Genomic DNA, 25,971 nt, shown 5'->3' with positions numbered 1-25,971 from the left:
GTCGTCGGCGTTCAGGACGCAGTCGCTGCGGCGCTCTCGCGCAAGCTGCGGCCGGTGAGGGTAAGGAACACGTCGTCAAGAGTCGGACGCGTGATATCGGCGGTCAGTACTTGCGCGCCGCGGGATTCGGATTCACGTAAAAGTACAGGAAGTGTCGAATCTCCCTGACTTGCAAGGACACTCACCCGCGATCCATCAACTGTGATCTCTCGAACCGTGACGAGCTGCTGCGCTGACGACGCCGCAATCCTGGCCTCCTCCGCGGTCTCGAAGGTCACGACAAGATGATCTCCGGCCAAATCCGCCTTGAGTGCAGCCGCTGTGTTGTCCGCGATTACCGTTCCCTTGTCGATCACGATCACTCGCTCGGCCATCGAATCCGCTTCCTCCAAGTAGTGCGTCGTCAGCACAATCGTCGTGCCCATCTCGCGGCGCAACCGCAGAATGTGCTCCCACAGGTTTGCCCGGCTCTGCGGGTCCATCCCTGATGTCGGCTCGTCGAGAAAAAGGAGCGGTGGACGATGCACCAAACCCAAAGCGATATCAAGCCGTCGACGCTGCCCGCCCGAAAGGGTGCTGACCTTACGAGTCGCCAATTCCTCGAGTTCGAGGTCGCCGAGCAATTCGTCGGCGCGGACCTGTGAAGCCGGCTTCGTCATTCCATAGCAGAGTCCCTGCGTCACCAACTCGTCCCGAACGCGCTGGTTGTGACCTGCTCCGTTTCCCTGCCCGACGTAGCCGAGCCTCGATCTCACGTCACTACGCTCATCGGACACGTCGAAACCAGCAACCCTTGCCGTGCCGGAAGTGGGCTCGAGCAACGTCGTCAACATCCGCAGCGTTGTCGATTTGCCGGCACCATTAGGCCCGAGCAACGCCACCAACTCACCCTCGGCAACATCGAGAGTGACTCCTTTCACGGCTTCGACCAGCTTCTTACCCTGCGCGAAGTGCTTGGTCAGCGCCTTCGTCTCGATCATCGGCCCGTTGTAACTCACGATGTAGGCCCCCGCTTTCTCTCGATTGGCCCGGTGGGAGTTCAACTTAAAATCAATTGCGGACCATTACGGTCCTCAATCTCTGCGAAACTGGGATTTATGAAAGAGACGTCGGCTCGCCTACTGCGGTTGCTGTCCCTGCTTCAAACCCGACGGGACTGGTCCGGTGCCGAGCTGGCGGATCGGCTCACCATCACCCCGCGCACAGTTCGCCGCGATGTCGATCGACTCCGCGACCTGGGGTATCCCGTCGACGCCACCGTCGGAGTGGGCGGCGGCTACCGCCTCGGCGCCGGTGCCGAGATGCCGCCGCTTCAACTCGACGACGAGGAAGTACTGGCCGTAGCGCTGTCATTGCAGTCCGGTGCCACCGGATCAGTAGTCGGTATCGGTGAGGCGTCGATGCGGGCGCTGGCGAAACTGCGCCAGATCATGCCGTCACGGTTGCGTCATCGACTCGAATCCCTGCAGATCGACGTTGTTTCCACGCCGCCGGCAGCAAGTGCTGTGGACGCCGGAGTACTGACCGCGATCGCGTCCGTATGTCACAACCACGAACGTCTGAGATTCGACTACACCGCGCACGGCGGCGCCACCAGCCGACGCGAGGTGGAACCTTATCGACTAGTGCGTTCGGGATTGCGATGGTATCTGGTTGCCTGGGATCTAGGCCGCGACGACTGGCGTTCGTTCCGCGTCGACCGCCTGGAGCCCAAAATTCCTACGGGCCCGCGCTTTACGCCGCGAGAACTACCGGCCGGCGGGGCTGCGGAATACGTATCCGCGGGCGTCACTCGCGCGTACACATCTACGCGCGCAACAGTTTTGCTTCATGCACCGATCGAAGAGGTCGCACCGATGGTCGGTGAGCAGTGGGGATCAGTCGAGCCTTCCGACGAAGGTCGTTGTGTAGTAGCACTTTCCGGCACGTCACTGCGCTCGATCGCACACTGGTTACGAGCCTTCGATGTCGACTTCACGATCGTGAGCCCACCCGAGTTGCGCGCAGAGTGCCGCGCAATCGCGGACGAACAACGAGTAGTCGTGCAGCGTTATCTTGAAGCGTGAGAACATCTTTCGAACAGGCGGCAATATCTCACAGCAAGAAGGCCCCAACTCCGAAGAGTTGGGGCCTTCTTGTTATACGTCATGTTTCGGTTTTACCCGAAGTTCATGTGCGTCTTAGATCAGGGTAACGCCGGTGGCCTGCGGGCCCTTGTTGCCCTGACCGATCTCGAACGCTACGCGCTGGTTCTCCTCGAGCGTGCGGAAGCCGCCACTCTGGATCTCGGAGTAGTGAACGAAGACGTCAGCACTGCCGTCTTCGGGAGCGATGAAGCCGAACCCCTTCTCGGAGTTGAACCACTTCACGATGCCCTCTGCCATGTAAATCTCCTCTAACACAGTGTCTACAGGCTGTCACTGCGACCGCCCGGGCCACTTACTACGACCGTTCTGAGACAAATCCGTGGAGGATGTCCAAACGTCCGCAACTTAACCATTTGCGAGCGTGGAACCACAAACACAAACACTTACGACCAACACAAGTAGATCACAGATCCGCAGCTTTGTCTCGTTTGAGTCCCAGATCACCACCGGCTCCATTGACAGGCATACCCCCCGGGGGTACTTTAAATCTCGAGTCGATACCCACACCGGGTATCCGTACAATCGAGTTAATCAACCGAAGGGGCTCGCCATGACCACCGCCGAATACACCGTTTCCGGAATGACCTGTGGACACTGCGTCGGATCCGTCAAGGAAGAAGTCGGCGCCATTGCGGGCGTAACCGCAGTGGACGTCGACCTGGCGAGCGGCCGAGTCACCGTCACCAGTGACGCACCCGTCCCCGCAGCCGATGTCGTCGCAGCAGTCGACGAAGCCGGCTATTCCGTCGTATCAAGCTGAGTCAGCCGTGCGCACCTCCACAACACTTGCCACCTACGCCGTAGGGCTGGTCGCCGTTTTCGGCGCCGCCCTCGGTGTGGGGGCCGCAATCGGAAGCCCGATAGACATGTCCACCACCTCGCACAGCACCCACGACGCCGTGCCCAGCACGGACGCCACAACACCCGCCGGACTCGAAGTCTCTTCCGGCGGATACACACTCGGCGACGTCATTGCCCCCGAAAGGTCGGGCGCGGCAGGAACTCTGAGCTTCCGCATCCTCGACAGCCACAACCAGCCGGTAGTCGACTTCGACGCCCTGCACGAGAAGAAACTCCACCTGATCGTCGTTCGCAGCGACACCAGCGAGTTCCGGCACGTACACCCGGTTCTCGCCGCCGACGGCACATGGTCCATCGACTGGACCTGGCCCACAGCCGGCACCTACCGAGTCTTCGCGGACTTCGATCCCACCGACGGCACCCAGCTGACGCTTGGCCGAAACATCGACGTGGCAGGCGAATTCACACCGGCTCCCCTACCCCCGGTATCCACAACCGCGTCGGTCGACGGCTACACCGTCACTCGGGGCGGTGATCTCACCACCGCTGGTGGCCCCATCACTCTGAACGTCGCCCGCGACGGCGTCCCGGTCACCGATCTCGACCCGTACCTCGGCGCCTACGGCCACCTCGTCGCACTGCGCACCGGCGACCTCGCGTACCTGCACGTTCATCCCGAAGGCGAGCCTGGCGACGGCGTCACAGCCGCCGGTCCCGACATCTCTTTCCACGCGCAAGCACCGAGCGAAGGCACCTACCGCTTCTTCCTCGACTTCCAACACGAGGGCATCGTCCGCACAGCCGAATTCACGGTCACCACAGGAATACCCGCAGAAACACCCGCAGCACCCGCAGCACCCGAGAATCACACCGGAGGTCACTGATGACTTCGCCTACCGCTGTAGACAGCGTTGAGCTCGCGATCACGGGAATGACCTGCGCCTCCTGCGCGGCCCGAATCGAGAAGAAGCTCAACAAGATCGACGGCGTGACGGCAACAGTCAACTACGCCACCGAGAAGGCGAAGGTCAGTTACCCCGATACGGTATCCACTGACGAGTTGCTGGCCACCGTCGCAAACGCCGGCTATTCCGCTGCGCTTCCCAAACCGCGGACATCAGCAGCTTCCGTCGACGAAGACGCCGAAACCACTCAAGACCGCGACCTTCGCGAACTGCGCAACCGGCTGATCGTCTCGACAGTCCTCTCGGTGCCTGTCATCGCCATGGCGATGATCCCCGCGATCCAGTTCACCAACTGGCAGTGGCTCTCCCTGACACTGGCCGCACCGGTCATCGTCTGGGCGGCGCTGCCTTTCCACCGGGCCGCCTGGGTCAACCTGCGTCACGGCGCCGCCACGATGGACACGCTCATTTCCTTGGGCACCATCTCGGCATTCCTGTGGTCTCTGTATGCACTGTTCTTCGGTACTGCCGGCGAAGCCGGGATGAAGCACGCCTTCAGCTTCACCATCGACAGGATGGACGGCAGCGCCAACATCTATCTCGAGGTCGCCGCCGGCGTCGTCACCTTCGTGCTGGCCGGACGCTACTTCGAGCACAAATCCAAGCGCACCTCCGGCGCCGCACTGCGCGCACTGATGGAACTCGGCGCAAAAGATGTCGCCGTGCTGCGGGACGGCACCGAAGTACGTATTCCCGCTGAAGACCTGGTAGCCGGCGATATCTTCGTGGTCCGTCCCGGCGAGAAGATCGCCACCGACGGTGTAATCACCGAAGGCCGATCCGCCGTCGATATGAGCATGCTGACCGGTGAATCGGTACCTGAAGAAGTCGGCGTCGGCGACAGTGTCGTCGGAGCCACCGTCAACGTAGGCGGCACACTCACCGTCGAAGCCACCCGCATCGGCAGTGACACACAGCTCGCGCACATGGCCGCACTCGTCGAGGATGCCCAGAACGGTAAGGCCGAAGTTCAGCGCCTTGCCGACCGGATCTCGGGGATCTTCGTACCGATCGTCATCGCGATTGCCGTTGCTACCCTGGGCTATTGGCTCGGCACGGGCAGCCCCATCGAGATGGCCTTCACCGCCGCAGTCGCTGTCCTGATCATCGCCTGCCCCTGTGCGCTCGGATTGGCAACGCCCACGGCATTGCTGGTCGGTACCGGACGGGGCGCTCAAATGGGAATCCTGATCAAGGGACCTGAAGTACTGGAATCGACTCGCGCAGTCGACACCGTCGTCCTCGACAAGACCGGAACCGTCACCACCGGGCAGATGACACTGCTCGACACCGTCGTGGCAGAAGGGACAACCGCCGACGAGGTTCTGCGGTTGGCCGGAGCACTCGAACATCGCTCCGAACACCCCATTGCCGCCGCAATTGCCAAGGGCGCCGCCGAAAAGGTGGGAGAGCTTCCTCCCGTCGAAGATTTCGCGAATATCGCGGGTCTCGGAGTGCAGGGCATCGTCGACGGCCACGCCGTCGTCGCCGGCCGGGATGCACTCCTCACCGACTGGTCGATGACGCTCCCCGAGAATCTGCGGGTAGCCAAGGCCGCGGCAGAAGAAGCCGGACGTACGGCCATCGCAGTCGGCTGGGACGGAGCGGCACGCGGTGTTCTCGTGATCGCCGACGCCGTCAAGGACACCAGCGCCGAGGCCATCCGCCAGCTCAAGGAACTCGGCCTCGAACCGGTTCTGCTGACCGGCGACAACAAGACCGTCGCCCGCACGGTGGCCGATCAGGTCGGGATCACGACGGTATTTGCCGAGGTCATGCCCGCCGACAAGGTCGATGCGATCAAGAAGCTGCAAGCCGAGGGCCGCATCGTCGCCATGGTCGGTGACGGCGTCAACGACGCAGCCGCACTGGCTCAGGCCGATCTTGGGTTGGCCATGGGCACGGGTACCGACGTCGCAATCGAAGCCAGCGACATCACGCTGGTACGCGGTGACCTGCGCTCGGCAGCCGACGCGATTCGGCTCTCACGCAAGACCTTGAAGACCATCAAGGGCAACTTGTTCTGGGCCTTCGCCTACAACGCGGCGGCAATCCCCCTGGCCGCTGCCGGCCTGCTGAACCCGATGCTGGCCGGTGCCGCAATGGCATTCAGCAGTGTATTCGTCGTGAGCAACAGTCTGAGGTTGCGCCGGTTCAAGTAGGGGCAAAGCCCCGGTGCGCCGTTTTGGTAGTAGGCACTACCAAAACGGCGCACAGGCGGCTACGCCTCTACCGCAGCCAGCCGAACAAATGCTGCGGCGTCGAGCATTTCGCCGCGCAACTGCGGCTCGATACCCGCGGCCACGAGTCGACGCTCGGCTTCAGCGGGCGAGCCCGCCCAACCACTCAGTGCTGCCCGCAACGTCTTTCGACGCTGTGCGAACGCGGCATCGACAACAGCAAATACTCGTTTGCGATGCTGCTCGTCCATCGGCCACGGCGGCTCGGCGTAGCGATCGACGCGCACCAATCCGGATTCCACCTTGGGTACCGGCCAGAACACGTTGCGCCCGACAGCACCCGCGCGGCGCACCTCGCCGAAGAAGTTGGCCTTGACGCTGGGAACACCGTAGATCTTGCTACCCGGGTCAGCCGCCAAACGATCGGCGACCTCAGCCTGCACCATCACCATTGCGGTGCGCAGGCTCGGCAGCGAAGCGAACAGGTGCAACAACACCGGCACGGCCACGTTGTACGGAAGGTTCGCGACGAGGGCCGTCGGCTCCCCCGGAATCTGAGAAGGCAGCACGCGCATCGCGTCGGCCTCCACCACAGTCAGCCGGTCGGCCAGTTCAGGCGCACGCTCGGCAACAGTCTTGGGCAGGCGAGCTGCGAGATTCGGATCGATCTCGACCGCGATGACACGATCGACGACGTCCATCAGAGCCATCGTCAGCGAGCCGAGTCCCGGCCCCACTTCGAGAACGACGTCATCGCGGGTGACGCCGGCGACATTGACGATGCGTCGCACGGTGTTGGCGTCGTGAACGAAGTTCTGTCCCAACTGCTTTGTGGGGCGCACACCGAATTCCTCGGCGAGCGCGCGCACCTCGGCCGGGCCGAGCAGCGCTGCCTGCCCGCGAGGGGTGGCGATGGGTTGGTTCGATTCGACGTCTGACACAGGTAAGAACTTAACCCAGTCCGAGGCGGCCCGAGCACGACGGCCATGCGCCCCAGCCCTGGGTGCGCTGGGTTTGCGTCGCGATCGCGATCTGCTCCTCGCGGGAGGCGAGGTCTGCGCGGGCTGCATACTTGAGGCCGCCCTGACGCTCCCAGGTGTTCTGATCGAACTGCACGCCGCCGTAAAAACCGTTGCCGGTGTTGATAGCCCAGTTACCGGTAGCCTCACACTGCGCGAGAGCATCCCAGGTGCTGCCGTTCTCAACCGGCGGAACCTCGGTGCCCGGCTTGGTGCCGACACGGACAACCTTGGGCTGTGCCGGTGTGGTGATCGTCTCGGCAACCGGAGTGCGGTCGGTTTCGACACCGTTGACCAGATCGACAGCAAAAGTCACGTCGCGAACTCCGGGAACGCCCGGATTCTCGACAATCGTGCGGCTCTGATTCATGGTGGGATCCTCGATGCGCTGATCCGGCGGATCGAGCGGCAACGTCTCCACCTTGCTCTCGGTGCGATTGCGCGTCACCGTGATTTCGAGGCCTTCGGTCAGCGGCGCATCCGCCGCAGGAACTACCGTGTCGGTCGGTTCCATCGGAGTTCCGTTGGCGGTCAAGAACTCACCTACGGTGGGCGCGGCAATCCGGACGTCGGCAACAGGCTGCGCTCCGTCGACCAGCTTTGCGACGACAGGTGTCAGAACGTCCAACGCCGCACCGTCGAGCGGAAGACGCTGCGAGCGCGAAGCCGAAACATGAACGTCGGCAGCGACATCCAACTGCTTCAACGCGTCGTCGACGGTAAGAGCAGTTGTCCACAATTGCTGAGGCTGGCCGTCGACCGTCAACGTGATTTCACGAGCGCGTCGTAGAACAACGGTGTCGCCGTCGGACAGCGACGCATCGGATGCCGGTGCGACGGCGTCTTTGTCACCGATCGGGTAGCCCGCGTCGGCAAGGATGCCGTCGACCTTGCTTGCCATAGTGCTGAGCTGGATCTGCTCGCCGTCGACGTCGAGGGTGATCGTCTTGTGATTGACCACCGCCAGTAGTCCGCCGGCCACCAGCGTCACGAGCAACGCGGCGATCATCGAGTACAGAAACGACGATCGGGTCGCGTTGATCTTGCTCAGCGGCGACATCAGCGAAGGCCCAGTTTGCTTGTGCAGGAAGGCCAAGCGCCCCAGCCCTGACCGGCACGAACCTTCTCCCCGATCGCGATCTGCTGTTCGCGTGTCGCGAGGTCGGCGCGCGATGCATACTCGCCACCACCGAAGGCTTGCCACGTGCTCTGCGTGAACTGCAAACCACCGTAGAAACCGTTGCCGGTGTTGATAGCCCAGTTACCGGTGGCCTCGCAGTGCGCAATCGCATCCCACGTCGACGCATTGGAAATGGCTGGTACTGCAGGTTCTTTGGTGCCGACCTTGATCACTGCCGCAACGGGTTCCTTGACCACCGTGGCGGCAACTTCGGTACGGCCGGCTTCGACGCCGTTGACGGTCTTGACCTCGAGTGTTGCGGTGCGCTCACCGGGAACACCCGGATTCTCGACGACGGTCTTGTCCTTCTCCAGCGAAGGATCTTCGATCTTGTTCTCCGGCGCCGCGATGGGCTGCGTCTCGACGCGGGTATCGGTGCGGTCGCGGGTGATTTCGATGGTCAAACCCTCGGTGACCGGAGTATCCACTGCAGGTACGACGGTGTCGGCCTGCTCGAGCGGCGCATTGCGGGCTGCGAGAAACTCTCCGACGGTTGCGGCTGCGAGCTTGATTTCGGTGGCCGGTGCGCCGCCGTCGGCAACTTTGACGACCTTGGGGCTGATGACGTCGAGTTCGGTTCGCTCGAGCGGGAGACGATGCGAGCGTGACGCCGAAACAGCAAAATCGTCGGCCACGTCGAACTGCTTCAACGCCTCGTCGACTGTCAGCGCCGTCGTCCAGACCGTCTGAGGCGTTCCGTCGACGTTCAACTGCAACTCACGTGCACGGCGGAGAACTACGGTGTCACCGTCGGAAAGGGAGGCATCTGCGCTGGGTGCAAGAGCGTCCTTGGAGTCGACGGCGTATCCGGCCTTGTCCAAAGCGCCACCGACACTGCTCGACATCGTAGACAGCGAGATCATCTCGCCGTCGACGTCGAGGGTGATGTTCTTGTGCCGAACCACGGCGAGCGTGCCGCCGACGATGAGCGTCAGGAGCAGCGCGGCCACCATCGAATAGAGAAGCGGTGACTTCGCGGAGTTGATCTTGGCAAAAGGCGACACAATAAATCCCAAGGCAGTCGGACGTTCGGTCACAATACGGTAACGGCCTGGCACCGCATCGGCAACCAAAACGCAACGAACTGCGACCTTTGTCACGGATTGGCAACGGCGTGTCGCATATTCGTAACTATCTCGGACAGTTACCCGTGTATCGATTCAGGCCGGCACGCAGTATGTTCTCGTCTGGTCATAAGTAGTCCGGCGATCCCGGGCGTGACAGACGAAAGCTGGGCGAGAGTGCGAAAAAGATTCGACAGACTACGTAACCCGAGGTGGCCGATCCTGGCTGTCCTGCTCGCGCTCATCGCAGCGCTGTTCGCCCCCGGCATTGCCGCCGCGCAACCGGGACGCACGTACACCATCGCGACCGATACGACATTCGCTCCATTCGAGTTTCAGGACGCGAACGGCAATCTCACCGGCATCGACATGGAACTCCTGCGAGCCATCGCGAAGGACCAAGGCTTCAATGTCGATATCAAACCACTCGGATTCGACGCCGCGCTGCAAGCGGTCACGTCCGGCCAAGCCGACGGTGTCATCGCGGGCATGTCGATCACCGATGCGCGCAAACAGGTCTTCGACTTCTCCGACCCGTACTTCTCGTCGGGCGTGCAGATGGCTGTGCTCGAATCGAACAACGACGTCAAGTCCTACGAGGATTTGAAGGGCAAACGCGTCGCCGTCAAGAACGGCACCGAAGGAGCATCCTTCGCCGAATCTATCAAGGACAAATACGGATTCACGACGGTCTACTTCGCCGACTCCTCCAGCATGTACGACGAAGTCAAGACCGGAAACTCCGTCGCAGTCTTCGACGACTATCCCGTGCTGGCTTACGGCATCACCCAGGGCAACGGCCTCAAGACCGTGACCGAGAAAGAAGTCGGTGCGAGCTACGGATTCGCCGTCAACAAAGGGCAGAACGCGGAACTCCTCGGGATGTTCAACGCAGGCCTGCAGAATCTGCGAGACAGCGGCCAGTACGACGAGATCCTCTCGCAGTTCCTCGGACAGGGTGCAACAGAATCCGACAACTCCATCATCGGACTGATCAAGAGCACGTATCCCCAACTGCTCAAAGGCCTTTGGCTGACGATCGTCCTATCGGTCGTCTCCATCGCCATCGCCTTGGTCCTCGGCGGCATCTTCGGACTCTGCCGGGTCTCGACCAATATCTTCGTACGCGGTATCGGCACGGCGTACGTCGACATATTTCGTGGCACACCACTATTGGTCCAAGCCTTCTTCATCTACTTCGGTATCCCGGCGGCGCTCGACTTCCAGATGTCGGCCTTCACCGCCGGTGTCATCACGCTCTCACTGAACGCCGGTGCGTACATGGCCGAAATCGTCCGCGGCGGAATCCTTTCCGTCGACAAGGGCCAGACGGAAGCATCACGCAGCCTCGGCATCAGCTACATGAAGACCATGCAGAAGGTCATCATGCCGCAGGCAATTCGAACGATGATCCCGTCGTACATCAACCAGTTCGTCATCACCCTCAAGGACACGTCGATCCTGTCTGTCATCGGACTCGCCGAGCTTACTCAGACCGGGCGCATCATCATCGCGCGTAACTTCCAGTCCTTCAACATGTGGCTGATCATCGGCGTCATGTACTTCATCATCATCATGGCGCTCACCAAGTTCTCGAACCGCCTCGAAAAGAGGATCAACAAGTGACCGAAACAGCTGTCAACACAAGCAAGCCCGACACCGAGATCAAAATCGAAGTCAAGGGATTGAAGAAGTCGTTCGGCGACAACGAAGTCCTCAAAGGCCTCGACGTCGACATCAAGAACGGCGAAGTGGTGTGTGTCATCGGGCCTTCAGGTTCCGGTAAATCCACCTTCCTGCGCTGCCTCAACCGCCTCGAGGACATCACCGCCGGCACGGTTCGCGTCGACCATTTCGACCTCACCGACAAAGACGTCGACATCGACAAGGTGCGCCAGCACATCGGCATGGTGTTCCAGCACTTCAATCTGTTCCCGCACATGAGCGTCGTCGAGAACGTGATGCTCGCACCGGTCCAAACGGGCCGTTCCACCAAGGAACAGGCTCGGGAGATCGCCGTGAAACTGCTTGCGCAGGTCGGTCTCGCAGAAAAAGCCGACGCAAAGCCTGCCAGTTTGTCCGGCGGCCAGAAGCAGCGTGTCGCCATCGCCCGCGCACTCGCAATGAGCCCGGACATCATGCTGTTCGACGAGGCCACCAGCGCCCTCGACCCCGAAATGGTGGGCGAGGTTCTGCAGGTTCTGCGTGACCTCGCAAAGCAAGGCATGACGATGGTCGTCGTCACCCACGAGATGGGCTTCGCCCGCGAGGTATCCGATCGGGTCATCTTCATGGCCGACGGCTACATCGTCGAAGAAGGAAAGCCGGAAGACCTGTTCGGCAATCCGCAGCAGAAGCGCACCCAGGATTTCCTGGGGAAGGTCCTCTAAGCGCACAGGACTTCGTGATTGCACACAACTCGACGCCGGACGGCCGGATGTGACTCCGCGCGCGGAGTTGTGTGCAATCACGAACGAGCGACAGCTAACTCGACGACCACACCAGTCTCGATCCGATTCTGTGGGCCGACGTCGAAATCACCGAACCGTCGGAACCATCGAGGGCTCGCGCCAACCCGTCGATAGTTCTCACTACCTGCGACGGGCAACCACTCGCCAAGGGATCCGACTTCCTCGTACGTCGTCGTCACCACAAGAATCCCGAGAACTACTCCGGTGGTCAGAACTCCCGGCGCCGGCATCCCTCCGTGCACCCAACCGTCGACCTCGTAGCTTTCGGCTCGCGACGTCAACATCCACGAACACTGCTCGCCGACTACCGGCAACGGCCCGCAGCATTCGATTTCGCCGATCTCGACATGGACCGTGACGATCTCGACCGAAGAGTCGACCGGCGTCGCCTCGGTGAACCTGTGTGCCCTCACGCCGCCGCAGGAACAGATAACTCGATGACGACAGCGGTCTCCATCCAGCCGCGATGACCGGCAACCAGTGATCGCAAACCGCGAAAGTATCGGGGACACTTGTCAACCCGTACGTAGTCCGTACTGCCCGGCACCTGATCCCATTTTCCGAACCCATGTTCGACGAATTCGCCGCGCTCGAGTCGGATCGACAGAACCGTGCCGACAGTGACCTCGATATCTTCGTAATCGTGCCGTGTACCTGAGCACCAGCGCGAGTCCGCAATCGGACTCAACACCCACGCTGACTGCTCGCCGACGATCGGAAGCGGCGCACAGCACTCGAATTCCCACGTTTCGATGCGGACCGTAACGACGTCGTAGCCATTCATCGTCAAGACTCCGCGCAGTAGACGAACCGGAACGCGACGGTTCCGGGCGCGGAGTTACCTGTGCGGCCAGAATATCGCACGCCGACAAGTTGAAAAACTAATTGGTCGTCGTTGCACACAACTCGACGCTGGACGGCCGGATGTGACTCCGCGCGCGGAGTTGTGTGCAATCACGAGCATCGGCCGACGCCCAACTCTCAGAGCTTGTAGACGCGCTCCGCTGTCGCCGTCGACGCCGCCGCCAATGCCTGCGGGTCCTCGCCGCGGATGTCCGCCAACGCGCGCACCGTGTAGGGCAGGCAGTACGACTCGTTGGGCGCTCCGCGGAACGGATGCGGCGTCAGAAACGGCGCGTCGGTCTCGACGATCAACTGATCCGACGGCACCAACAGTGCGGCCTCACGCAGAGCCTTCGCGTTCTTGAAACTGACCGTGCCGGAGAAACTCAACACATACCCGGCGTCGATGCACGCCCGCGCCATCTCCGAATCCGAGGAGAAGCAGTGGAACACGACGGTCTCGGGAGCGCCTTCTTCATTCAGCACCCGCAGCAAGTCCTGGTCTGCTTCGCGGTTGTGGATCATCAGCGTCTTACCGAGACGCTTCGCGAGGTCGATGTGCCACCGGAATCCGTCGACCTGCTCCTCGATAGTGGCGCAGCCCTCCAGCTTGCCGGGCCAGTAGAGGTCGAGGCCCGTCTCCCCCACGGCGACGACGCGCGGATCCGAAGCCAACCGCTCGATCTCCGCCTTCGTCTCACTGTCGAGCACATTGGCCCTGGTCGGATGGATCGCGACGGCAGCGTATACACGGGAATCCCAGTTCGCGGCGTCGACGGCAAACCGCGCGGCATCAAGGTCGTCGGCCACGGTCACCACCCGTCCGACGCCGACGGCCTCGGCTTTGTCGACGATCGCAGCAACGGTCGCCGCGTCGTGCGCACCACACGCATCGAGGTGTGTATGGGCGTCGATCAGAGGCGACAAGGGCTCAGGGGCATCGGGGGCGGGACGGTCTTTGCTCACGCCCGATAGAGTAAGCCCACCATGACTGTGCCTGCCTCACCCTCCCAGACCACGCGCCCGGACTCCGCTGCCAAGGAAGGCGCGGATCGATCGCCGTTCTACATCACTACCGCGATCGCGTATCCCAACGGTGCACCGCACATCGGCCACGCCTACGAGTACATCTCCTCGGACGCGCTCGCCCGCTTCAAGCGGTTGGACGGATATGAAGTGTTCTTCATGACCGGCACCGACGAGCACGGTCTGAAGATGCAGCAGACAGCGATCAAAGAGGGCATCGACGTCCGCGACCTCGCGGCCCGCAACTCCGACGTGTTCCAGAACCTCGACAAGGTCTTGAACATCTCGTACGACCGCTTCATCCGCACGACGGACGCCGATCACCAGCTGGCCAGCAAGGCGATCTGGGAGAAGATGGCCGCATCGGGCGACATCTACCTCGACACGTACTCGGGCTGGTACTCGGTTCGCGACGAGGCCTTCTACACCGAAGCCGAGACCACGCTTCTCGCCGACGGCTCCCGCCAGTCCACGGAGACGGGCACCCCGGTGGAGTGGACCGAGGAGTCCAACTACACCTTCAAGCTCTCCGCATACGAGGATCGTCTGCTCGCGCTCTACGAGGAGCACCCCGAGTTCATCGCCCCGGTGACGCGTCGCAACGAGATCGTCAGCTTCGTCAAGGGCGGGCTCAAGGATCTGTCGATCTCACGAACCACCTTCGACTGGGGCGTCCCGGTTCCCGGCGACCCCGATCACGTCATGTACGTGTGGGTCGACGCCCTCACCAATTACCTGACGGGCGTGGGCTACCCGAACGTCGACACCGCCGAGTTCAAGAAGTTCTGGCCGGCCAGCCTGCACATCATCGGCAAGGACATCACCCGGTTCCATACGGTGTACTGGCCGGCATTCCTGATGTCCGCCGGCATCGAACTGCCCGAGCGGGTCTTCGTCCACGGCTTCTTGTACAACAAGGGCGAGAAGATGTCGAAGTCCGTCGGCAACGTCGTCGACCCCATCGCGATGGTCGATCAGTACGGCCTCGACGCGGTCCGCTTCTTCCTGCTCCGTGAGATCTCGTACGGCCAGGACGGCAGCTACAGCCACGAGGCGATCGTGACGCGCATGAATGCCGATCTGTCCAACGAACTGGGCAACCTCGCACAGCGTTCGCTGACGATGGTCGCGAAGAACTGCGACGCGCAGGTCCCCACTCCCGGTGAGTTCACCGAGGACGATCTGGCGATGCTGGCGTCCGCCGACGCACTCCTGGCCAAGTGCCGTAAAGAGTTCGACGTGCAGGCTCTGCATCTGGCTCTCGAAGCCATGTGGGCCGTCCTGGGCGAGACCAACCGCTACTTCTCCAAGCAGGAGCCGTGGGTTCTGCGCAAGACCGATCCGGCGCGGATGGCGACGGTTCTCTACGTGACACTCGAAGTGGTACGCATCGTGGGCATTCTGGTGCAGCCGATCATGCCTGACGCGGCGGCGCGGATCCTGGACCTGCTGGGCCAGGACGAAGAGCACCGCCAGTTCACCGACGTTGCCGTTCGCATCGTGGCGAACCAGGCTCTGCCTGCTCCGGCACCTGTTTTTCCCCGCTTCGTAGACGAGTGACGCACCACGTGGGGTCCGATACGCCTGATTGAAATCAAGTGTGTCGGACCGCACGTGCACACTGCGTCCATGACAACGAATAGAACATACTTTCGATCTACCGCATCGGCGCAGACACTGCCCTGGAACGGAGCCCACGTGTCCTCCCACGAAGTCAGCCCCCAGTCCGTCGCAGCCGCCCGGGCCCTGATGGTCGAGCTCACCGGCAGCTACGAGCGAGGGTGGCAACCCGCCGACATCATCCACCTGGCACGCCGCAGCAAAGATTCCTCGAACGCGGATCTCGCTGCTACAGCCATCCTGATGGAGGCTGCAACCACCAAGGCAGACGATCGCGCGCCGCTCGAGTGGGTCGGCCAACTACAGTCCATTCGCGAGCAGTACCCCAATTCGCATCGCATTGCGTCCCGAATCACTCTGGACGACAGCCTCTTCAGATCCCTTGCTGCCGGATTGCTGTTCGAGGACCCTTATTTCCTCGTCTCACAGGTCGCCGAAGTGGCCATGGGTTGGACGCACCTCGCGCCCTGGAACCTACTCCTCCCCCTGCCGTCGACGTGGCCGGCGCAGCGCACCGAGAACAGCTACTCCGGCGCGGCAACCGAAGTAGATGCCAAGGTACTCAAGAGAATTCGTGGCCTCCTCGCCAAAGCCGAGGCCACGAACTTTGCCGAAGAAGCCGAAATCTTCACCGAGAAGGCCCAGGAGTTGATGACGCGATACGCCATCGATTCGGCACTCCTGCACTCACGTACCGGCGTCACCGACACCACGGTCGACGGCCGTCGAATTCACCTGGACAACCCGTACGTCAAGGAAAAAGTCCATCTCCTCACGGCAATCGGTGACGCCAACCGAGTGCGCGCGGTGTGGTTCAGCGACATCTGCATCGCCACCGTCATCGGCACCCCCGTCGACCTCCAACAGGTCGACATGCTGTTCACCTCATTGCTGGTACAAGCCACTCGCGCAATGCAATTCGCCGATACCAGCAATCGCGGCGGCTCCCGAACAACGTCATTCCGCAAGGGATTCCTGACTGGTTTCGCCAATCGAATCGGGCAACGTCTGCGCGACGCCGGCACCAAAGCCACCGCTGAGGCCGCCGACGCGGAATCGATGGACGTCGCCGACCTCCTGCCGATTCTGGCGACGACGTCAGCAGCAGTCGACACGGAATTCGAGCGTATGTTTCCGCGAACCCGAAAAGCGCGCGGACGCTCCGTCGACGCCGAAGGCTGGCATGCCGGCCAGGCTGCAGCCGACGACGCCAATCTCCGGCCCGGTGCGCCGGCAGTGCGTCGTTAGAACAGCGCCGGCAGTGCGTCGTTAGAACAGCGCCGGCAGTGCGTCGTTAGACCTTACGAGCGGCGAGCACCGTTTCGTACAGTTCTCGCTTGGACACCCCGGCTGTGGCTACGAGGGCGCATGCGTCTTTCAGACCTGCTCCGCCCTCGACCAAGCGTTCCACTTCGTCAACCAGATCGACAGGATCCGACGCCACCAGAACAGCACCTTCGAGTACCACGGTGATTTCGCCGCGCACACCTTCTGCTGCCCACGCGGCCAATTCGCCGAGCGTTCCGCGTTTCACTTCTTCGTAGGTCTTGGTCAATTCGCGGCAGACAGCTGCGCGACGCTCCGAACCGAGCACCAGGGCAGCGTCGGCCAGACAATCGGCCAGGCGGTGCGGTGCTTCGAAGAACACGCAGGCGCGTTGCTCGGTGGCGAGTCCAGCGAACCAGGTTTTGCGTTGCCCACCCTTGCGCGGAGGGAATCCGTCGAAGCAGAACCGCTCGACATGCAGTCCGGACAGCGCAAGAGCAGTGGTGACGGCAGACGGCCCGGGAAGGCAGGTGACCTTCAGATTTTCGGCAACGCACGCCGCGACCAGTCGGTATCCGGGATCGCTGACCGACGGCATGCCGGCATCGGTCACGAGCAGGACGGTTTTACCTTCAGCGACTGCTGCAACCAACCCTGGCAGACGGGCGACCTCCACCTGGTCGTAGAAACTGACTACTTTCCCGGTGATCGTCACGTCGAGCGACGAGGCCAACGACTTGGTTCGTCGGGTGTCCTCCGCTGCCACGACGTCGGCGGTTGCGAGTGCGGCGCGCAGGCGCGGAGACGCGTCACCGACATCTCCCATGGGTGTTGCGGCGAGTACCAAGCGACCAGTCATACCTGACAGCCTACGATTGCCGAGTGACTGTGCAGACGGACGAGCGGCCAACGCCCGCCACGGGCGATCGGGTAGTGCGTAGTCCCGCACCGCTCGTTCCGGACCCTGACTTCGGTCCGACCGACAGATTTCGTGGCTGGATAGTCACCGCCGTCATTACCGCCATCGCCGCCATCACGCGTTTCACGATGCTCGCGTATCCGACGGATGCCGGCACTCCCGTCTTCGACGAAAAGCACTACGCACCGCAGGGCTGGCAGGTCCTGACCGGCGGCGGGATCGAAGACAACCCGGGATACGGATTGGTGGTACACCCGCCGATCGGCAAGCAGATGATCGCGATCGGTGAAGCGCTTTTCGGCTACAACGGCTGGGGATGGCGCTTCTCGTCGGCACTCGTCGGCACGCTGATGGTGCTGTTGATCGTCCGGATCGTCCGTCGGATGACGCGGTCCACGCTGATCGGTGCCCTCGCGGGCATTCTGCTGATCGCCGACGGAGTCACGTTCGTCTCGTCGCGGCTGGGCATGCTCGACATTTTCCTGGCCTTCTTCGTTCTCGCGGCGCTCGGTTGCCTCATCGTGGACCGTGACCAAGTGCGTGAGCGACTGGCGAAGGCTTACAACGAGGGCCGGATCGGCGATTCCGAATGGGGTCCCCGTCTGGGATTCAGGTGGTGGCGTTTCGGCGCCGGCATTCTGCTCGGACTGGCCTGCGGCACCAAATGGTCCGGCATGTACTTCATTCTCTTCTTCGGACTGCTCAGCGTCGCTTTCGACCTGACTGCTCGCCGCGCGTACCGCGTCGAGCGGCCGTGGTTCGGCACTGCGATCCGCGATATCGGCCCCGCTCTCTACGCGCTGGTCATCATCCCGATCGGTGTCTACCTGGCCAGCTATTGGGCCTGGTTTGCCAGCGAGACCGGCGTCGACCGCCATGCCGTCGGCAACGAGATCGGCGAAGGTGGAACCTGGAGTTTCATTCCGTCCGCCCTTCGCTCCCTCTGGTACTACAGCGGAAACGTGCTCACATTCCACTCCAGCCTGACCAACTCCGCCGGAAACCATCACCCCTGGGAATCCAAGCCGTGGACTTGGCCCATGGGGCTGCGTCCGATGCTCTACTACTACGCCGACGGCGAGCAAGTGACTGGCTGCGGCGCCGCCAGTTGCGTCAAGGCGATCATGCTGATCGGCACGCCGGCCATGTGGTGGCTGGCCTTGCCCATGCTGGCCTGGGCGATCTGGAAGACATTTGTACGACGCGACTGGCGCTACGCCGTCGTCCTCACCGCCTACGGCGCCGCGTACCTCCCCTGGTTCGCGACCATGGACCGCCAGATGTACTTCTTCTACGCCGTCGCACTCGCCCCGTTCATGGTGATGGGATTTGCACTGGTACTCGGCGATGTACTGGGCAAGGCGACAGACTCCGTCGAGCGACGTACCACCGGGCTGCTGGCGGTCAGTCTGTACGTCGGGCTTGTAATCGCGAACTTCGTGTACCTATGGCCGATTCTCACAGCCATGCCGATCACGCCCGAATCCTGGCAGAGCCATCTGTGGCTACCGAGTTGGAAATAGCGCTCAAGATTCGTGCCGTGTCCCCCGTCTGACCTTCTTCGGCCTCAGCAGCGCCCGCTTCTGTTCTCGCGCTGCAACGATAATCGGATCGTGCGAAAGATCCTTGTACAGCGAGAAGCACAGGCCGATCATCACCAGTACAAACGGCGCGGCAGCGATGATCGTCATCGTCTGCAAACCGTCGAGAGCGTCGGAGCCACCGGTCCAGAGCAGCAATGCCGCGACACCGCCGGTCAGCAAGCCCCAGAACACGACTACCCAGCGACTCGGCTCGAGAGTCCCCCGCTGCGACAGCGTGCCCATCACCATGGATGCGGCGTCGGCTCCGGAAACGAAGAACACAGCCACTAACAGCATGACCAGGACGGTCGTGACCCCGGCCAGCGGCAGATTGTCGAGCATTCCGAAGAGCTGAGCTTCCGAGGAACCACGATTCGCCAAGTCGATTCCATCGCGTTCTTCGCCAATTCCGGCGCCGCCGAAGATCGCGAACCACAACAGGCTCACAGTGGTGGGAACTGCGATGACTCCGATGATGAACTGGCGAATGGTCCGCCCACGACTGATGCGCGCCAAGAACATTCCGACAAACGGTGTCCAGGACACCCACCACGCCCAGTAGAAGATCGTCCACGACGACAGCCACGCCCCGGTCTCCGGATTCGACGACGCTCCCGTCCGAGCTGACATCTGTGCAAGGTCCGATACATAAGCGCCGATGGTGGTGGGCAGAAGGTTGAGGATGAGGACTGTGGGTCCGAGAACGAACACGAAGAGCGCCAGGATCAACGCGAGCACCATGTTGATGTTGGACAACCACTGAATTCCCTTGGAAACACCCGATACTGCCGATGCGACAAATGCCAACGTCAGAACAGCGACAATCGCGACGAGCAGGAAGACACTGGCCTCTTCCATCCAGCCGACAACCTCGAAACCTGAGCCGATCTGTAGTGCCCCGAGGCCCAAAGATGCTGCGGTACCGAAGAGAGTGGCAAAAATGGCCAGGATGTCGATGATCTTGCCGATGGGGCCTTCCGCCTTGCGTCCGAGCAGCGGAATGAATGCCGAACTGAACAACTGCTTGCGGCCTCGCCGATACGATCCGTATGCGATCGCAAGGCCCACAACGGCATACATCGCCCAGGGGTGCAATCCCCAGTGGAACATGGTGGTGGCCATAGCCGTTCCCACTCCGCCGTCGGTGCCGGGCGGCGGACTGACGTAGTGCGCCAACGGTTCTGCGACGCCGAAGAACATCAGGCCGATTCCCATGCCGGCACTGAACATCATCGCAATCCAACTGACAGTTCGGAATTCTGGCTTCTCGCCGTCCTTGCCTAGCGGGATGTCGCCGAACCGACTGGCCGCTAAATATATGGAGAACAGTACAAACGCCGACGCTGCGAGAACGAACAGCCAACCGATGTTGACCACCAGCCAGTCGAGGACACTTCCCGTGACCGAGTTCAGATTGCCGGGAGCAACGAGGCCCCACACGACAATTGCCGACACCGCTAATGCCGCTACGGAAAACACCACGTAGTCGGTCCGTACGCCTACTCGAGCAAACCCGATTTCGGGTTGCTGTTCGTTGGCATCGGAATTCTGTTCGGATCGATCAGATTTCGTCACCATACCTGACTACGTTGCTCACTTCAATCGCCAAAAGCAAGCTGAGAAGCGGGCTCGGCGCCTGCCGAACCCGCTTCCATACACCTCTTATGCTGCGGGTTTCAGCCAGCCGTCACCTTTGCCGATCAGTCCGTCGACGCTGATGCGTCCGGCCCCGATCGTCGCGATCAAGAGCGATCCGACGCCCAATGCAAGCACCAGTTCGTAGCCACCCTGGTCGACAAAAATGCCGTTGCCTGAATGGACGATGAAGAGGGCACCCACCATGTCGAGAAACAGGAGTGCGCCGACGAGTGGGGTCAGCACGCCGGCGATGAGCAGGATTCCCCCACCGAGTTCGACCGTGGCCGCAACTACAGCGGACACCTTGGGCAGCGGCGCACCCATGCCTTCGAATGCCGCCTGGGTTCCGGCGATCTTGTAGGTGAAGTACTTCTGCCAGCCGTGGGCAATGAAGATGATGCCGAGGCCGACACGGGCGATCAGCGTTCCGAGGTCACGAGCAATCGACGAATTCATGATGCAAGCCTGACAGTTTTAAGTTGAAGCGTCAACTTAAGCGATTTCACGCACCCCTCAATGCTGCCTCCACCATTTCCACGACCTCGTTGTTCGAATACCCGAGCGCCCTCACACTTTTCACGAAAGACGTCGCCTCCTGCTCCGCCCGAGCCCGCACGGGATCAGCCCCCGACGCGATGAACGTGCCCTGCTTCCCCCGGGTTTCGATCACTCCTTGCTCGCCGAGTACTCGATACGCCTTCGCGACGGTATTCGCCGCCAAACCCAAGTCCGACGCCAGGGCCCGAACCGTCGGAATCTTGGCCCCGGCAATCAACCCTCCGGACTGAACTTCCTCGATAATCTGTTGCCGCAGTTGGTCGTACGGGGCAACAGACGAATTGTGATCGATTGCGATCTTCGTCATCACAGCGCATCAACCGCATCACGAATCAGATCCGGACCGGACGTCAGAACCAACGTCTTGCCGATACTCGCGGGTGCGTCGATCAACGCCTCGATTACCGCAGCCACATCGGCCCGCGTGACCGCTCCGCGTGACACCGGCGGCTCTGCCAGCGTTACCTCACCGCTCGGATCGTCGTCGGTGAGCAACCCCGGCCGAAGTATCGTCCAATCCAGTTTCGTGCGGCCTCGCAAGTCTTCCTCGGCAGCCGTCTTCGCCTCGAGATACGACGCAAATACGTCGTCGGTCCCGGCCGGAGCCGGTTCACCAGCGCCCATCGCACTGATCTGGATGAATCGACGAACGCCGGCCTTCTCCGCTGCGTCGGCAAAGAGGATTGCAGCCGCACGATCAACGGTGTCCTTACGCGAAATTCCGCTCCCCGGACCGGCGCCCGCGGCAAAAACTGCGACGTCGGACCCGGCAAGCACCTTCGCTACCTCGTCGACCGTCGCGGATTCCAAATCGACGACGACAGGAAACGCACCCAAGGTCCGCACGGCCCCTTCGTGCGCGGGGTTGCGGATCAGCGCGATCGGCCGATCGCCATGCCCTGCCAGCAGAAACGTTAGGTGTTGCGCAATCTTGCCGTGACCCCCGGCAATCGCAACTCGTCGTTCGTCAACACTCCGATGTTCCGTCATCATCTACTCCGCTCACTTCGATACTTCAGGTATGTCGATACTTCAGGCGCATTCACACCAGGCAGAATGACAAACATGTCCTCCGCAACGATCTTTCACAACAACCGGTGCAACACCTCACGAACCGTCCTTGCGCTCCTCCGCGAACGCGGCATCGAACCGACCGTCGTCATGTACCTCGATAACCCGCCTACCCGCGAAGAGCTGGAAAAACTCCTCTCCGACGCCGGACTCGCCCCCAGCGGCGCAGTTCGCAAGCGTGAAACCGAGTACAAGGAACTTGGACTCGCCGACGCATCCGAGTCCGAGATCCTCGACGCGATGATCGAACACCCGATTCTCATCGAACGCCCCTTTGTCGTCACTGACAAGGGCACCGTCCTCGCCCGGCCTGCCGACAAGGTCGAAGCAATCCTCTGAGTGACCCCGTCACAACGGATCGCGGGCGATCGGACAGGACATACACCGGGGGCCGCCCCGACCTGATCCCAGCTCCGACCCCGCGATCCGCAGCACCTCGATCCCCGACGCCTCCAAGCGCGCGTTGGTTTCCACGTTTCGCTCGTATGCGATCACCACACCAGGTTCGATTGCCAGAGTGTTGTTTCCGTCGTCCCACTGCTCACGTTCCGCAGTCACCGTGTCGAGCCCGGTATCGATGACCCGCAGCTTCCCGATCCCCATGGCGTGGGCGGCGGCCTCGAGGAAGGGGTCCGCACCACGAATACTGACACCATTGTCTTCACGTCGAATAGTGAAGGCCGACAACGTGTCCTGAATTGCCGGATACATAACCACCGCATCGGCCTCCACCATGGTGCATACCGTGTCGAGATGCATCGACGCTCGGCGCTGTTCGATCGGAACCACCAGCACCGTATGCGCCAGTTCGTCGTCGAACACGCTGCGCGCCAATGCTTCCGCACCGGCCGGCGAAGTACGCTCCCCGACACCGACGGCAATCACACCGGGCGAAAGCAGCAGGACGTCACCGCCCTCGACCGGAGCCGTATGTGATTCGTATGCCCTTCGCACGCCACGGAACCTCGGGTGATGCGCGTACACAATGTCCGTAATCGAGGACTCGCGCACCCTGGCCGAGAGCGCGAGCGACGTAATGACCACTCGCGAACCGATCCAGAACGACGAATCCCGGGTGAACAAGAGGTTCGGCAAGGGGTCGATCACAAAATCCCCACCATGGTGCATCCGCCGCACCAGCGAGGTCGACGTCGTATCGACCGGCAACTCGTCGAACGTCATGCCTGCCGTCAGGATCGATGACAACTCGACCGGCGGCACACTACGTAGATACGACGACAGATGCTGCCCCAGAGCGTGCCCGATCCTGCGCGTATCGACTGCCGCAGCGATGCCTTGGATCCGGGCCGCACCGCTGACGGACAATGCCTCGGTGAGCAAGTCTGCGAGCAGCAGCACTTCGACTCCACGTTCCCGCAATACCGCCGCGAACTGGTCATGTTCGTCTTGCGCTCGATCCACCCACGGCAAACCGTCGAAAAGCAGTTGATCGTTGTTCCGTGGGGTCAACCGCTTCAATTCGTCACCGGGGCGATGAAGAATGACCGACCGCAGCCTGCCAACCTCGGAGTCGACGCCGAGCGGGACGGATCCAGAACCGTTCATGGACAAACAGTATTCCCACCGATGCGTAATCTGATGGCCGACACCGGCGAGAGGAACAATTGATGACGACACAGCAGCAGCGACCCGAAGGTGAACCAAGAGGAGTGGAGATGCTGCGTGGCCGTTGGGCCGGAACCGGCAGCGGACATTTCCCCACCATCGACGATTTCGAGTATTCCGAGGAAATCGAGTTCGCCCCGACACCCAAACCGTTTCTCACCTACACCTCGCGAACTCGTGGGCTTCCCGACGGTCGGCCGCTCCACATGGAGTCGGGATATCTGCGTCCGGTCGCCGGCGGTGACGTCGAATTGCTGGTCACCCAGCCCACCGGCTTCGTCGAGATCCACCGAGGCATGATCGAGGCCGACGGCACACTCTCGTTGACGTTGCTGACGTTGGCGGCCTCACCGGACGCCAAGCCTGTACACGACGTACGCCGGGTCCTGCGAGTACACAACGACACACTGACGTACGACGTGTGGATGGCTCACAATCAGACTCCGCTCACGCATCACCTGCACGCCGAGTTGCAGCGAGTGACGGAGGAATAGCTCCGAGCGTCCTGCTCAGTCGACCTGTTCCGAGTCATCGAAGTCACGCTGATCAGCGAGAAATTCCTCCACTGCGTCGCGATCACGATGGAGAAGGTCCTCGACCATCTTTTTCACGAGCTTCTCGATCTGGCCACCGAGGACGGGAATCTTCACCTCTGCACTGCCCACGACGTTGAGGACTGCGTGCGACTGCGCCGATTCCGCCAGTTCGAGGCTCGCTTCGATCCGAATCGGTAGGCCGTGAGCGGTTCCCGTCACGGAACCATCCGCTCGGCCTCCCGACAACGGCCCCCACCGATCGGCTCGCTCGACACCGAGCCGATCGGGCGCCAGTTTCGACACCAAACCGGGAAGTGCCGACGAATCGAGGTCTTCGGCAACCGACACGCTGATCGACCCGTCGCCAACCTCGATGTCGGCACTCGAGTACAGCTCACCGAGCCGAACCTTCCAATATCGTGGATCTGTCAAAGTTGCGTGAACTTCCGCCATCGGATAGCGAAATTCGATGCCGTATCGAAATCCCTTGGACATAACGATGACCTTAGTCCCCGCGGAAATCCGCGAAAGTCCTATCGAAGTAGCAAATCATGGGCGCCGTAGCAATTTACCAAACTGATCGTTCGCTTTCTGCATAACAAATTCATACGGCGGAGAAAACTTACGGGCCCACCAATAGCCGAATCTAATGTCATTCGACGTATAAACCAGATAGCGATTCTTCTGAACACCCGCGACGATGCAGGACGCCACTTTCTCCGGCGTGACGGCCCGCTTCTCGAAGCGGTGCACCAGTCGTTGCACTCGCGGATCGTCTCGGTCGATTCCAGCAATCTCGACGGTATCGACCAGTGGCGTCTTTACCCCACCCGGAACAACCAAACTGACCCCGATGCCATGACGCTTCAGATCGAACCGCAAGACCTCCGAGACACCGCGCAGGCCGAACTTGCTGGCGCTGTACGCCGCATGCCAGGGCAGTGCCAGCAGGCCGGCGGCCGACGAGACATTGACCAGGTGCCCTCCCCTACCTGCACTGATCATGGGTGGGATGAACGTCTCCATGACGTGGATAGGGCCCATCAGGTTGACTTCCACCATGGATCGCCAATGCCGGTGCTCGAGATTCTCGATAGTTCCCCAGGCAGAGATGCCCGCAATATTCATCACGACATCCATCGAGCCGAACTGCTCGGCCACCTGCACACCGAACTGCTTCACTGCTTCGTAATCGGAAATGTCGAACGCTTGCGCAACGCTGACTGTGCCGCCGGCAGAGCTGATAGCTTCGACGGTCTCATCCAGTCCGGACCTATTGATATCGGTCAGAAACAATTCCGCGCCCGCCGCGCCCGCCGTAATAGCGGTTGCCCGCCCAATTCCGCTACCTGCACCTGTGATCAGGCACTTCTTTCCTTCGAGCGACCTTATCGGCATGGCATTACTCTCCCCCGCGCTAGCTCTGTAGACATGCGGGGAAGTCTACGCACGCACAAC

27 protein-coding genes are annotated in these 25,971 nt (G+C 61.6%); 11 read left to right on the top strand and 16 right to left on the bottom strand.

Annotated features, from left to right (window positions below):
- Positions 1-11: 11 nt before the first annotated feature.
- Positions 12-980, bottom strand: a complete 969-nt coding sequence (locus tag QM600_RS15690; protein ID WP_283262411.1) for an ATP-binding cassette domain-containing protein — start codon at positions 978-980, stop codon at positions 12-14.
- 117 nt (positions 981-1,097) lie between these two features.
- On the opposite strand from QM600_RS15690, the gene QM600_RS15685 reads away from it, so the two are divergent.
- Positions 1,098-2,066, top strand: coding sequence for a helix-turn-helix transcriptional regulator (locus tag QM600_RS15685; protein ID WP_283262410.1), 969 nt, complete (start codon positions 1,098-1,100; stop codon positions 2,064-2,066).
- Between the two features lie 114 nt (positions 2,067-2,180).
- Here QM600_RS15685 and QM600_RS15680 read toward each other — a convergent pair whose 3' ends face one another.
- Complete coding sequence (locus QM600_RS15680) at positions 2,181-2,384, bottom strand: cold-shock protein (RefSeq protein WP_072689769.1); 204 nt, start codon at positions 2,382-2,384, stop codon at positions 2,181-2,183.
- A 313-nt stretch (positions 2,385-2,697) separates the two neighbouring features.
- Between QM600_RS15680 and QM600_RS15675 the strand changes: the two genes are divergently transcribed.
- From QM600_RS15675 to QM600_RS15665, 3 genes are read left to right on the top strand one after another with little or no spacing between them, the layout of a single operon-like run.
- Positions 2,698-2,907, top strand: coding sequence for a heavy-metal-associated domain-containing protein (locus QM600_RS15675; RefSeq protein WP_283262409.1), 210 nt, complete (start codon positions 2,698-2,700; stop codon positions 2,905-2,907).
- Between the two features lie 7 nt (positions 2,908-2,914).
- A complete protein-coding gene (locus QM600_RS15670; RefSeq protein ID WP_283262408.1) occupies positions 2,915-3,832 on the top strand; it encodes a DUF8832 domain-containing protein in 918 nt (305 codons plus the stop codon).
- Complete coding sequence (locus tag QM600_RS15665) at positions 3,832-6,075, top strand: heavy metal translocating P-type ATPase (protein ID WP_283262407.1); 2,244 nt, start codon at positions 3,832-3,834, stop codon at positions 6,073-6,075. The genes QM600_RS15670 and QM600_RS15665 overlap by 1 nt, the downstream gene beginning before the upstream one ends.
- Before the next feature lie 59 nt (positions 6,076-6,134).
- Here QM600_RS15665 and rsmA read toward each other — a convergent pair whose 3' ends face one another.
- From rsmA to QM600_RS15650, 3 genes are read right to left on the bottom strand one after another with little or no spacing between them, the layout of a single operon-like run.
- Complete coding sequence (gene rsmA / locus QM600_RS15660; protein ID WP_283262406.1) at positions 6,135-7,034, bottom strand: 16S rRNA (adenine(1518)-N(6)/adenine(1519)-N(6))-dimethyltransferase RsmA; 900 nt, start codon at positions 7,032-7,034, stop codon at positions 6,135-6,137.
- Positions 7,035-7,044: 10 nt separating this feature from the next.
- Positions 7,045-8,172 carry a resuscitation-promoting factor gene (locus QM600_RS15655; RefSeq protein ID WP_283262405.1) on the bottom strand — a complete coding sequence of 376 codons (1,128 nt, stop codon included), beginning with the start codon at positions 8,170-8,172 and terminating at the stop codon, positions 7,045-7,047.
- Positions 8,172-9,296, bottom strand: coding sequence for a resuscitation-promoting factor (locus tag QM600_RS15650; protein WP_283262439.1), 1,125 nt, complete (start codon positions 9,294-9,296; stop codon positions 8,172-8,174). Before QM600_RS15650 ends, QM600_RS15655 begins: the two co-directional genes overlap by 1 nt.
- Before the next feature lie 237 nt (positions 9,297-9,533).
- On the opposite strand from QM600_RS15650, the gene QM600_RS15645 reads away from it, so the two are divergent.
- A complete protein-coding gene (locus QM600_RS15645) occupies positions 9,534-10,982 on the top strand; it encodes an amino acid ABC transporter substrate-binding protein/permease (RefSeq protein WP_283262404.1) in 1,449 nt (482 codons plus the stop codon).
- Positions 10,979-11,746, top strand: coding sequence for an amino acid ABC transporter ATP-binding protein (locus QM600_RS15640; protein ID WP_283262403.1), 768 nt, complete (start codon positions 10,979-10,981; stop codon positions 11,744-11,746). Before QM600_RS15645 ends, QM600_RS15640 begins: the two co-directional genes overlap by 4 nt.
- Before the next feature lie 77 nt (positions 11,747-11,823).
- On the opposite strand, the gene QM600_RS15635 is transcribed toward QM600_RS15640, so the two are convergent.
- The 3 genes from QM600_RS15635 to QM600_RS15625 form a co-directional block, all read right to left on the bottom strand.
- Positions 11,824-12,240 carry a DUF6578 domain-containing protein gene (locus QM600_RS15635; RefSeq protein ID WP_283262402.1) on the bottom strand — a complete coding sequence of 139 codons (417 nt, stop codon included), beginning with the start codon at positions 12,238-12,240 and terminating at the stop codon, positions 11,824-11,826.
- Positions 12,237-12,611, bottom strand: a complete 375-nt coding sequence (locus QM600_RS15630) for a DUF6578 domain-containing protein (RefSeq protein WP_283262401.1) — start codon at positions 12,609-12,611, stop codon at positions 12,237-12,239. Before QM600_RS15630 ends, QM600_RS15635 begins: the two co-directional genes overlap by 4 nt.
- 197 nt (positions 12,612-12,808) lie before the next feature.
- Positions 12,809-13,636 (bottom strand): TatD family hydrolase, encoded by an 828-nt coding sequence (locus QM600_RS15625; RefSeq protein WP_283262400.1) that lies wholly within the window; start codon positions 13,634-13,636, stop codon positions 12,809-12,811.
- Positions 13,637-13,657: 21 nt separating this feature from the next.
- Between QM600_RS15625 and metG the strand changes: the two genes are divergently transcribed.
- Together metG and QM600_RS15615 are read left to right on the top strand one after the other, a co-directional pair.
- Positions 13,658-15,256 (top strand): methionine--tRNA ligase, encoded by a 1,599-nt coding sequence (metG, locus tag QM600_RS15620; protein ID WP_283262399.1) that lies wholly within the window; start codon positions 13,658-13,660, stop codon positions 15,254-15,256.
- 138 nt (positions 15,257-15,394) lie between these two features.
- The gene (locus QM600_RS15615; RefSeq protein ID WP_283262398.1) at positions 15,395-16,564 is read left to right on the top strand and encodes a DUF2786 domain-containing protein; all 1,170 of its coding nucleotides are present in this window, start codon (positions 15,395-15,397) and stop codon (positions 16,562-16,564) included.
- Positions 16,565-16,610: 46 nt separating this feature from the next.
- Here QM600_RS15615 and rsmI read toward each other — a convergent pair whose 3' ends face one another.
- Complete coding sequence (gene rsmI / locus QM600_RS15610) at positions 16,611-17,441, bottom strand: 16S rRNA (cytidine(1402)-2'-O)-methyltransferase (protein WP_283262397.1); 831 nt, start codon at positions 17,439-17,441, stop codon at positions 16,611-16,613.
- A gap of 23 nt (positions 17,442-17,464) precedes the next feature.
- Here rsmI and QM600_RS15605 point away from each other — a divergent pair, with 23 nt between their 5' ends.
- Positions 17,465-19,024, top strand: coding sequence for a dolichyl-phosphate-mannose--protein mannosyltransferase (locus QM600_RS15605; protein ID WP_283262396.1), 1,560 nt, complete (start codon positions 17,465-17,467; stop codon positions 19,022-19,024).
- A 3-nt stretch (positions 19,025-19,027) separates the two neighbouring features.
- Here QM600_RS15605 and QM600_RS15600 read toward each other — a convergent pair whose 3' ends face one another.
- From QM600_RS15600 to QM600_RS15585, 4 genes are all read right to left on the bottom strand, one after another.
- Entirely contained in the window at positions 19,028-20,662 is a 1,635-nt protein-coding gene (locus QM600_RS15600) for a BCCT family transporter (protein ID WP_283262395.1), read from the bottom strand.
- An 84-nt stretch (positions 20,663-20,746) separates the two neighbouring features.
- Positions 20,747-21,178, bottom strand: coding sequence for a DoxX family protein (locus QM600_RS15595; RefSeq protein ID WP_283262394.1), 432 nt, complete (start codon positions 21,176-21,178; stop codon positions 20,747-20,749).
- Positions 21,179-21,224: 46 nt separating this feature from the next.
- Positions 21,225-21,587, bottom strand: a complete 363-nt coding sequence (locus QM600_RS15590) for a GntR family transcriptional regulator (RefSeq protein ID WP_283262393.1) — start codon at positions 21,585-21,587, stop codon at positions 21,225-21,227.
- Positions 21,587-22,270, bottom strand: a complete 684-nt coding sequence (locus tag QM600_RS15585; protein WP_283262392.1) for an NAD(P)H-binding protein — start codon at positions 22,268-22,270, stop codon at positions 21,587-21,589. Before QM600_RS15585 ends, QM600_RS15590 begins: the two co-directional genes overlap by 1 nt.
- 66 nt (positions 22,271-22,336) lie before the next feature.
- Between QM600_RS15585 and arsC the strand changes: the two genes are divergently transcribed.
- On the top strand, positions 22,337-22,690 hold the full coding sequence (gene arsC / locus QM600_RS15580; protein WP_283262391.1) for an arsenate reductase (glutaredoxin): 354 nt from the start codon (positions 22,337-22,339) through the stop codon (positions 22,688-22,690).
- Between the two features lie 9 nt (positions 22,691-22,699).
- Here arsC and arcA read toward each other — a convergent pair whose 3' ends face one another.
- A complete protein-coding gene (gene arcA / locus QM600_RS15575) occupies positions 22,700-23,917 on the bottom strand; it encodes an arginine deiminase (RefSeq protein ID WP_283262390.1) in 1,218 nt (405 codons plus the stop codon).
- Between the two features lie 62 nt (positions 23,918-23,979).
- Here arcA and QM600_RS15570 point away from each other — a divergent pair, with 62 nt between their 5' ends.
- Complete coding sequence (locus QM600_RS15570) at positions 23,980-24,471, top strand: heme-binding beta-barrel domain-containing protein (RefSeq protein ID WP_283262389.1); 492 nt, start codon at positions 23,980-23,982, stop codon at positions 24,469-24,471.
- Positions 24,472-24,486: 15 nt separating this feature from the next.
- On the opposite strand, the gene QM600_RS15565 is transcribed toward QM600_RS15570, so the two are convergent.
- Positions 24,487-25,008 (bottom strand): DUF2505 domain-containing protein, encoded by a 522-nt coding sequence (locus QM600_RS15565; RefSeq protein WP_283262387.1) that lies wholly within the window; start codon positions 25,006-25,008, stop codon positions 24,487-24,489.
- A 54-nt stretch (positions 25,009-25,062) separates the two neighbouring features.
- The gene (locus tag QM600_RS15560; protein ID WP_283262386.1) at positions 25,063-25,911 is read right to left on the bottom strand and encodes an SDR family oxidoreductase; all 849 of its coding nucleotides are present in this window, start codon (positions 25,909-25,911) and stop codon (positions 25,063-25,065) included.
- Between the last annotated feature and the right edge of the window lie 60 nt (positions 25,912-25,971).

The organism is Rhodococcus sp. IEGM 1379 (genome assembly GCF_030056815.1).
GTDB lineage: Bacteria > Actinomycetota > Actinomycetes > Mycobacteriales > Mycobacteriaceae > Rhodococcus_F.
The sequence above is the reverse complement of the archived record's forward strand: the minus strand, read 5'-3'. Positions and strand labels throughout refer to the sequence as shown.

Bases quoted from the DNA above. Each gene is read 5' to 3' on its own strand.
- QM600_RS15690 (WP_283262411.1), bottom strand. From the start codon at position 980: ATGATCGAGACGAAGGCGCTGACCAAGCACTTCGCGCAGGGTAAGAAG.
- QM600_RS15685 (WP_283262410.1), top strand. From the start codon at position 1,098: ATGAAAGAGACGTCGGCTCGCCTACTGCGGTTGCTGTCCCTGCTTCAA.
- QM600_RS15680 (WP_072689769.1), bottom strand. From the start codon at position 2,384: ATGGCAGAGGGCATCGTGAAGTGGTTCAACTCCGAGAAGGGGTTCGGC.
- QM600_RS15675 (WP_283262409.1), top strand. From the start codon at position 2,698: ATGACCACCGCCGAATACACCGTTTCCGGAATGACCTGTGGACACTGC.
- QM600_RS15665 (WP_283262407.1), top strand. From the start codon at position 3,832: ATGACTTCGCCTACCGCTGTAGACAGCGTTGAGCTCGCGATCACGGGA.
- QM600_RS15655 (WP_283262405.1), bottom strand. From the start codon at position 8,172: ATGTCGCCGCTGAGCAAGATCAACGCGACCCGATCGTCGTTTCTGTAC.
- QM600_RS15630 (WP_283262401.1), bottom strand. From the start codon at position 12,611: ATGAATGGCTACGACGTCGTTACGGTCCGCATCGAAACGTGGGAATTC.
- metG (WP_283262399.1), top strand. From the start codon at position 13,658: ATGACTGTGCCTGCCTCACCCTCCCAGACCACGCGCCCGGACTCCGCT.
- rsmI (WP_283262397.1), bottom strand. From the start codon at position 17,441: ATGACTGGTCGCTTGGTACTCGCCGCAACACCCATGGGAGATGTCGGT.
- QM600_RS15600 (WP_283262395.1), bottom strand. From the start codon at position 20,662: ATGGTGACGAAATCTGATCGATCCGAACAGAATTCCGATGCCAACGAA.
- QM600_RS15595 (WP_283262394.1), bottom strand. From the start codon at position 21,178: ATGAATTCGTCGATTGCTCGTGACCTCGGAACGCTGATCGCCCGTGTC.
- QM600_RS15590 (WP_283262393.1), bottom strand. From the start codon at position 21,587: ATGACGAAGATCGCAATCGATCACAATTCGTCTGTTGCCCCGTACGAC.
- QM600_RS15585 (WP_283262392.1), bottom strand. From the start codon at position 22,270: ATGACGGAACATCGGAGTGTTGACGAACGACGAGTTGCGATTGCCGGG.
- arsC (WP_283262391.1), top strand. From the start codon at position 22,337: ATGACAAACATGTCCTCCGCAACGATCTTTCACAACAACCGGTGCAAC.
- arcA (WP_283262390.1), bottom strand. From the start codon at position 23,917: ATGAACGGTTCTGGATCCGTCCCGCTCGGCGTCGACTCCGAGGTTGGC.
- QM600_RS15570 (WP_283262389.1), top strand. From the start codon at position 23,980: ATGACGACACAGCAGCAGCGACCCGAAGGTGAACCAAGAGGAGTGGAG.
- QM600_RS15565 (WP_283262387.1), bottom strand. From the start codon at position 25,008: ATGTCCAAGGGATTTCGATACGGCATCGAATTTCGCTATCCGATGGCG.
- QM600_RS15560 (WP_283262386.1), bottom strand. From the start codon at position 25,911: ATGCCGATAAGGTCGCTCGAAGGAAAGAAGTGCCTGATCACAGGTGCA.